This is a genomic window from Halorubrum tibetense, from assembly GCF_042661865.1.
Lineage (GTDB): Archaea > Halobacteriota > Halobacteria > Halobacteriales > Haloferacaceae > Halorubrum > Halorubrum tibetense.
Window position 1 is genome coordinate 1 of record NZ_JBHSWW010000504.1, and the last position, 1,010, is coordinate 1,010.

Genomic DNA, 1,010 nt, shown 5'->3' on the forward strand with positions numbered 1-1,010 from the left:
GACGTCGTTCTCTATGATCGGCTTGTATCCGAGCCTATTATGGAGCGAGTTCGTCGGGATGCAGATCGAATTTACGTCGGCAAGCGCCGAGCTGAGCATGCGGTAGAGCAGGCGGCCATTAACCAAATGCTGGTCGATCTCGCCAAAGAGGGCAAGCGGGTACTTCGGCTAAAAGGTGGCGATCCGTTTATCTTTGGGCGCGGCGGAGAGGAAATTGAACTATTGGCGGCAAATAACATCCCGTTTGAAGTGGTGCCAGGCATCACTGCGGCATCTGGCTGTGCCGCCTACGCGGGTATTCCGCTAACCCATCGCGACCACGCGCAGTCAGTGAGATTTATTACTGGGCACCTCAAGGCCAACGACACCAATATTCTTTGGCCAGAGTTAGTGGCGGACGACCAAACATTGGTTTTCTACATGAGCTTGCAGGGGTTGCCCGCTATTTGCGAGGCGTTGATCACCCATGGCAAGGCACCTTCTACGCCTGCTGCATTGATCGAAAAAGGCACAACACCAGAGCAGAACACCTATACCGGCACCTTGGCTAGCCTGCCTTTAATAGCCAAAAATTCAGCCATTCAGGCTCCCACACTGCTTATCATTGGCGGTGTTGTCGGTTTACAGCCAGCCCTTCAGTGGTATAGACGTTAACGCAAACCTCTTTTTCCGCATTCTGAGTGGGTATTTTCCTAAAGTCGCCTCCTAACAAGTCGATAACCCGGTATAGCCGCCCGCTGATTAGCATACAGCCGGTTATTAGCTATGCTTAATCTATTGAAACTTAAAGGTAAGTGGCTCTATGAACTGGTTGAGTAAAGTCAGTATCAAGTACAAGATTTTGTTGATCCCAGCCGTTGGTATCACTGGGTTTGCGCTCTTTCTGATGTTTACCATTAATTCGGGCATTAAAAACGTCGACCGGTTGAATCTGATACAGAACGTATACTTTCCTGTGTTGGAACTCGCCAGTACCAATATCGTCACCTTAGATCGCATGAATGAAACGA

General features: G+C 49.7%; 2 protein-coding genes. Both read left to right on the forward strand.

Annotated features, from left to right (window positions below):
- Positions 1-654, forward strand: a 654-nt coding sequence (gene cobA / locus ACFQEU_RS16535) for a uroporphyrinogen-III C-methyltransferase (RefSeq protein ID WP_379783925.1), incomplete at its 5' end; no start/stop codon positions are given.
- A gap of 148 nt (positions 655-802) precedes the next feature.
- The coding region (locus ACFQEU_RS16540) for a hypothetical protein (RefSeq protein ID WP_379783926.1) at positions 803-1,010 on the forward strand (208 nt) is incomplete at its 3' end.